Annotated in this window: 4 protein-coding genes; all 4 read right to left on the bottom strand. The window is 45.2% G+C overall.

Annotation, left to right across the window (positions count from 1 at the left end; all coding sequences use genetic code 11):
* The coding region (locus LUQ50_RS14170) for an MCP four helix bundle domain-containing protein (RefSeq protein WP_300040780.1) at positions 1-1,458 on the bottom strand (1,458 nt) is incomplete at its 3' end.
* A 181-nt stretch (positions 1,459-1,639) separates the two neighbouring features.
* Positions 1,640-4,165, bottom strand: a complete 2,526-nt coding sequence (gene gyrA / locus LUQ50_RS14165; RefSeq protein WP_300040779.1) for a DNA gyrase subunit A — start codon at positions 4,163-4,165, stop codon at positions 1,640-1,642.
* Positions 4,155-6,167 (bottom strand): DNA topoisomerase subunit B, encoded by a 2,013-nt coding sequence (locus tag LUQ50_RS14160; protein ID WP_300040778.1) that lies wholly within the window; start codon positions 6,165-6,167, stop codon positions 4,155-4,157. Before LUQ50_RS14160 ends, gyrA begins: the two co-directional genes overlap by 11 nt.
* Before the next feature lie 167 nt (positions 6,168-6,334).
* Positions 6,335-7,261: a DUF475 domain-containing protein gene (locus tag LUQ50_RS14155; protein ID WP_300040777.1), complete on the bottom strand. Its 927-nt coding sequence runs from the start codon at positions 7,259-7,261 to the stop codon at positions 6,335-6,337.
* Between the last annotated feature and the right edge of the window lie 208 nt (positions 7,262-7,469).

Raw genomic sequence — 7,469 nt, 5'->3', positions numbered from 1 at the left:
CAGCCTGGCTCCTTCGGATGAAAGTGAATCTGTTTCCTGAGTTAAGGAGGCAACTTTTCCCGTGTCAACAGCAACGGCTGAAACCGCTGATGCGAGATCATTCATTGCATGCAGAATCTGTTGTATTTCTTGTAATGATTTATCCGAAAGATCGCTTACCCTGGAGGAATTCTGTGCAAGATTATGTGCTCCTGCTGATATCTCTTCAATACTTGCATTGGTCTCTTCCATACCGTTCATCAGATTATGTACTTCTGATACCACAGCACTCACTGCAATCCCGGTATCGACACCGATGGTGTCCATCGCCTGTTTAAACGTGATTAAATCCCCTTTGATATTGATCTTTTCAGAAAATCTGGCTGAAAAGTTCCCTCCTGCATATGAACCTGCGAGTTGCATACTTTCATTGAGAGGAATGAGAATATTCTCCAGGGTTGTGTTGATTCCACTGATGATCTCACGATATGCTCCCTGGAACTTTGTCTCATCGCCACGAGTGGCTAGTTCTCCTGCGACTGCTGCATTTGTGAGTATTTTGGTTTCTGCGATAAGATCGTTGATCGTATCCACCGTTGCCTTGAGGGCTGGACCAATCTCATCATGCTCATCAATGATCGGAACGGTATCAACTTTTTCTCCGAAAGCAATCTTCTGCATGATTCCGATCACTGATACCTGGAGTATTTCTGCAAAATTGTCCAGTTCATGGGACATCTTTCCGACTTCATCTTTGCGCGTCATCATCAATCGCATTCCCAGATGCCCTTTCCCCATCTCCTGAATCATTTCCATAGTTTTTTCCAATGGTCGCGTAATACTTGTGGTAAGGATAAGAGCAAAGGAGATTCCGAAGATGATAGCAAACAGGGTGATGAATAAAAATATCCAGGATGATTGCTGGTAGAGTCTGGCAATATCCTCTTTTAGAGTTCTGGCCTGATCCTGATTATATTGTTCTAGTTGATCAAGTGCACCCTGGGCTGCATCGCGGGGAACTTTAAAGTCATCACTATAAATCCCGGTAAGAGCAGCATCTTCCTTTCCTGCCTTCATATCATCTATGACGCCTCGAAGAGACTTTTCAAAGATCGGCCAGTTTGTGTTAAATGTTGTAATAAGTTTCTGCTCGTCTTCAGAGGTTGCATTTTTCTGATAAGCAGCGACTTTATTTTTAATATTGGCTATTTCTGTATCTACCTCAGCAAATTTATCAATCCGTTCATCTTTTGCAAAAACGGTCTTGTAAATGTTAACCCTGATATTAAGGAAACTGGCATCTGCATTCATTAGGCCGTCTAACGCGATGAGGCGTTCTGAATACATCTGGTCTGCTTTCCCGGTCATCGTACCCATTGATGAAAAACCAATAAGTGAGATGATGATGGCGATGACAATCATGATACCAAAGCCACCGAGCAGTTTCGGTTTTAATGCAATATTATCCAGAAACATCATAATCAACCCAGTAATGATCTGCGCGAAAAATGTGGCAAATCTATGAATGCAAGTACAAGTTTATATATTATTGCCATGTAAAAAGAAAGATAAATAAATCACTTCCAGACTTACTATCTGTGATAAAGAAATTCGAATGGAAATAACGTGACTCGGAACTATCGGTTAAAAAAAGATTCAGTTATTCCTGATCTGGTGCCAGGTCTTCATCGCCTTCATCAATAATCTCGGCCTGAGGAATATCCTGAAGTTCCTGAGATTCTTCAGGGGAGAGTGAGGTGACACCAACTACCCGATCTTTGGCATTTATCTTCATCATTCTGACACCACGGGTACTTCTTCCCTGAATTGAGATCTTATTGACCTTGGTCCTGATCACATTTCCATCAGCACTCATCAGAATGATCTCTTCATCTTCAGATACTGCGAATGCGGTGACTACCCCGTCGTTGCGTCCGACCTTAATATTTCTGACTCCGAGTGTTCCTCTGCCATGACCGCGGTATTCATCAAAACTGGTCCGCTTTCCATATCCTGCTTCGGTTATAGTAAGGAGGAGTTTTCCTTCCTCGACCACGGTCAGGCTCCGGACCACATCGTCATCCCGCATCCGCATACCGATAACACCAAGGGCATTGCGGTGACGGAGTGAGATCTGATCTTCATGGAACCGCAGGCTCTGTCCGTACCGGGTTGTAATGAGAACCTCCTGGCTTCCGTCAGTAACGATAACATGAACCAGGTGATCATCATCACGAAGAGTGATCGCATTCACACCGGTGGAGCGGGGTCGTGAGAATTCATCCTGCGGGATCTTGATCGTCATTCCATGTTCGGTCAGGAAGAGGAAGAACCGGTCAGCACAAAATTCCTTAACTGGGATTACTGCGGTTACCCGCTCATCATCCTTCAGATTCAACAGATTGACAATTGCCTTTCCACGGCTCTGCCGTGATCCTTCGGGAATATCAAAAACCCTGAGCCAGTATGCTCTTCCTTCAGATGTGAAACAGAGGAGGTGATCATGAGTATATGCAACAAAGACCTGCTCGACAAAGTCTTCGTCCTTGGTTGAGATACCCATAACCCCGCGACCACCCCGCCCTTGTGTCCGGTATGCATCGATATCGATATATTTCACGTAATTATGCTTGGTCAGACAGACCAGTACCTGTTTATTTGGAATGAGGTCTTCCTTGTCGATGGTTGTGGGATCGAATGTTATTTCAGTCCGCCGTTTATCACCGAATTTTGCTTCTGACTCGGTCAATTCTCTGGCGATTTCAGCCCTGATGTTTGTTTCAGATGAAAGAAGTTCCATCAGACGGCGAATTTCTGCTTCAAGCTGTTCCCGTTCATCGACAAGTTTCTGCTTTTCAAGAGCTGCGAGACGACGAAGCTGCATCTGCAGGATTGCGGTAGCTTGGGCTTCATCGAGATCGAATTTTTCTACCAGTGCTCCTTTTGCCTCATCAGCAGTCTTTGATGCCCGTATTGTCGCAATCACTGCATCAATGTTGTCAATTGCATGAAGCAGCCCTCGGAGTATATGGGCACGTTCTTCAGCCTTCCGTTTATCGTACTCACTCCGACGGGTAATTACAGTAATACGGTGTTTGACAAACTGCTCGATCAGTGGAATAAGGCCGAGAACTTTTGGCTGATTGTCAACGATGGCGAGATTGATGACACCGAAGGTGCTTTCAAGAGCGGTATGCTTGAAGAGATGATTCAGAACCATCTGAGGATGAGTTCCCTTCTTCAGATCGATAACAATCCGCATCCCTTCTTTATCCGACTCATCCCTGATATCAGAGATGCCGTCGATTCTCTTCTCCCTGACCAGTTCTGCAATATGCTCAATGAGCCTTGATTTGTTTACCTGGTAGGGTATCTCGGTGATGATGATATGTTCACGTTTACCGGTCTCATCAATATCAGCAACACCACGGACCGTGAGCTTTCCATATCCGGTATGATAGGCCGATTTGATACCATCGGTACCCATGATCACGCCGCCGGTAGGAAAATCAGGACCCGGGAGGATCTCCATCAGGTTTTCTACCGTTGCATCCGGATGATCCAGATAATAGATGATTGCTTTGCAAACCTCTCCAAGATTGTGGGGCGGCATCTTGGTAGCCATCCCGACCGCAATACCATCAGATCCGTTGATGAGCAGGTTGGGAAGTTTTGCAGGGAGTACTGACGGTTCTTCAAGGGATTCATCAAAATTTGGAACGAATCCAACCGTCTCCTTGTCGAGATCAGCAAGTAACTCCTCAGCTTCAGGTTTGAGGCGAATCTCGGTGTAACGCATTGCTGCAGGTGAGTCACCATCGATCGAACCGAAGTTACCCTGACCGTCGGCCAGCATCATACGGTATGTCCACGGCTGGGCCATCCCTACGATGGTACCATAGATAGAGGAGTCACCATGCGGATGGAACTTACCCATGACTTCTCCGACCACACGGGCGGATTTCTTGTAGGCCTTGTCATGAGTATTTCCCATTTCCCACATCGCGAAGAGGGATCTGCGGTGCACTGGTTTGAGGCCGTCCCGAACATCAGGAATTGCCCTGCCGATGATGACCGACATTGCATAGTTGATGTACGAGGTCTTCATCTCCTCCTCGACATTCACCGGTTTAACCCGGGGATTTTCGAGTACTTCTACTTCAGGCAGATCCTGCTCAGAAGTCAAGGTTGGTCACCTCTTTGCAATGTCGCTTAATGAAATCTTTTCTGGCAGTAACATCATCTCCCATCAGTTTCTCAAAGATCTCATTTGCGTAACTTGCATCTTCTATCTTGATCTGCTTGAGGATACGGGTCTCCGGATCCATGGTAGTACTCCAGAGTTGGATAGCATTCATCTCACCAAGACCCTTGTACCGCTGAAGACCGACTCCTTTATCGCCCATCTCCTGCATTACTCTTCGCATCTCGTCTTCAGCATATGCATATACCTCTTGTTTTCCTTTGGCAATCCGGTAGAGGGGAGGTTGTGCGAGATAAATATAACCGGCATCAATAAGAGGCTGCATGTACCGGTAGAAGAACGTCATAAGCAGGGTGCTGATATGTGCTCCATCCACATCTGCATCGGTCATGATGATGATGTGGTGATACCGGGCTTTTTCGATATCAAATGATTCTCCAACACCGGTACCAATGGCTGATATTAATGACTGAATCTCAAGATTCTTGAGAATTTTGTGAACCGTTGCCTTTTCGACGTTCAGGATCTTACCCCTAAGTGGAAGAATTGCCTGGAATCTGCGGTCTCGTCCCTGTTTGGCACTACCACCTGCAGAATCTCCTTCCACAATATACATCTCACTCTTTTCAGGAGATCGTTCAGAACAGTCAGCGAGTTTTCCCGGAAGGCCGGATGAATCAAGAGTACTTTTTCTCCTTGCAAGTTCCCTGGCTTTACGTGCTGCCTCACGAGCCTGGTAAGCAAGCATCGCTTTTTCAACGATGGAAGTAAGATCTTTGGGATGCTCTTCGAAGTACTCACATAGTGAGGAATAAACCAGTGAATCAACGATTCCTTTGATCTCACTATTCCCCAGTCTCATCTTGGTCTGCCCTTCAAACTGAGGGTTTGCCATCTTCACTGAGATGATGGCAGTCAGGCCTTCACGGACATCTTCACCTTTTAATGAAAAACTTGGATCCTTGATTGCCTTGTTTTCCTTTCCCATCTTGTTGATGGCCTTCGTAAGAGCAGATCTGAACCCTTCCAGATGTGTCCCACCTTCACGGGTATTGACGCTGTTTACGTAGGTAAACACCTTTTCAGAAAACCCGGTCGAGTATTGAAGTGCTATCTCAACTTCAACCTTATTTTCAGGATCTGATTTTCCGAGTGCGATAATGCTCTCATGAATCGGAGGAATATCACGGTTAAGGAATCTGACATACTCGGTAATTCCACCAACATATGAAAAAGTTTCACGGCATTCATTCCAGTCTTCACACCGTTCATCACAGATTCTGATGGTAATACCGCTGTTCAGGAATGCGAGTTCCCGCATCCGGTGTGCCAGAATATCATAATCGAAATCGACGGTATCAAAGATGGTACTATCGGGTTTAAAGGTTACCCGTGTACCGGTAACCGCAGCATAGAATTTCCGCAGAAAATCATCCCGGTTATCCGGAGCGTCAACTGGAAGTTCTCCCAATCTGCGTACATATCTCGCTTTCAATTCATCAAACGATTCTGTACGGGTAGTCATCTCCTGAATGACTCCTCCCCGTGAGAACTGCATCTCATACTCGTTCCCGTCTTTCCAGACCTGAGCGGTCAGTTTGATCGAGAGAGCATTTACTACCGAGACACCGACACCGTGCAGACCCCCTGATACCTGATATGTGTCCTTATCGAATTTTCCTCCAGCATGAAGGACGGTAAGGACCGTCTCAAGTGCACTCTTGTTGTCGTTCTCCTTCATCGGATCGATGGGGATACCACGGCCGTTATCCTCAACACTGACACTTCCATCCTGACGGATGATAATGTCAACTTGAGTACAGTATCCGGCGAGTGCTTCATCAATCGAATTATCGACAACTTCATAGACCAGGTGATGAAGACCTCGCGTATCGGTAGATCCGATGTACATTGCCGGGCGTTCACGAACCGGTTCGAGCCCTCGTAATATTTTGATATTTCCAGAATCGTACGTATCTGACAAAGTGAACCCCCATAAAAAATGGAAAAGCTACGATAGTATCCTATATTATCGCTGTCTAATGACTTAAATCTCGGGTTTAGATTCGATAGTATTGCTTAAGAATATAATAATAGATCAAGACCAGTCATGATGTCATGACCGGCCAGCGCCAATAGTAATCCTTGGTATTAGCAGATTGGTTGTGAGTACTGGGGATCGCGTATTGATTTTATAAGGAAGTATCCGACAACGCCGAACGTAATCAGAGGTGATACAAATGTAGGGATATGAATACCAAATGCATCAACAACCATGATACAACCCAGACACAGAATCGAGTACATCGCCCCGTTCTTCAGGTATCGATACCGCTTGATCCGATCAATATTACTCACGGTAAGTTGTCTGACAACGATTGCTCCAAGAGCATTTCCAACAAGAATTAATGGAACTGACATCGTGAATGCAAATGCACCAAGTACTCCGTCAATGGAGAAAGTTGCATCAATTACTTCAAGATAAAAGATCTTGCTGATGTCAGACATATTTCCCCCGATAAGTTCCTGTTCCTGAGCTTCTGCATTCTGCCTGAATCCATGTACAATAAAAAAAGCACTGGATCCCACAACTGCCCCAAACGCCATGAATGAATGCCGCTCGAGAGCAAACCAGACAATAACAGCCAGTAATATGGATACTATGGCAAAGAACCAGACGCCTTTTGACTCCAGGTATCTCTCTCCACGCAGTCCATATTCCTTATTTTCGAGGAAGAGCCAGTGAAGAAAGAGAAAGATCAGAAAAATTCCTCCTCCGATGAGAAGCATGGGGGATGATGCTTCGATGGCTTCTTTTATCTGAGGACTGTCACTGAACATAGCGGTAAAGACTTCCCAGGGTGTGAGTGACGGAGTTGAAGCCCAGACCAGGATGAGAGGTAGCAGACCACGTACCACAAATACTGCAAAGAGAATGCCCCAGAGGAGAAACCAGCGTCTGAACTGTGGTTTCATCGTCGAGAGCACCTCGGCATTGATAATCGCATTATCAATGCTCGATATGATCTCAAAGAGACAGAGACCAAAGATGATCAGAATGATAGATAATATATCCACAGATATAGGTTCGAGTTCTAGATCTAAATAATCTCCCTGAACAAAAAATATTATTTTTGAAGGGAAGAGATGATGTGCTCAGGTATTTATACTAGTGATTCAATCAAGTGATAATGAACTTCAAATTAATTTTTATTCTGATTATTGTAGCAGGTCTTCTTTTTTCATCTGGATGTGTTACATCAAAGCAGGAACCTCAGTCACAAGT

Origin of the sequence: Methanospirillum sp. (genome assembly GCF_028679455.1) — an archaeon.
Taxonomy (GTDB): domain Archaea; phylum Halobacteriota; class Methanomicrobia; order Methanomicrobiales; family Methanospirillaceae; genus Methanospirillum.
The sequence above is the reverse complement of the archived record's forward strand: the minus strand, read 5'-3'. Positions and strand labels throughout refer to the sequence as shown.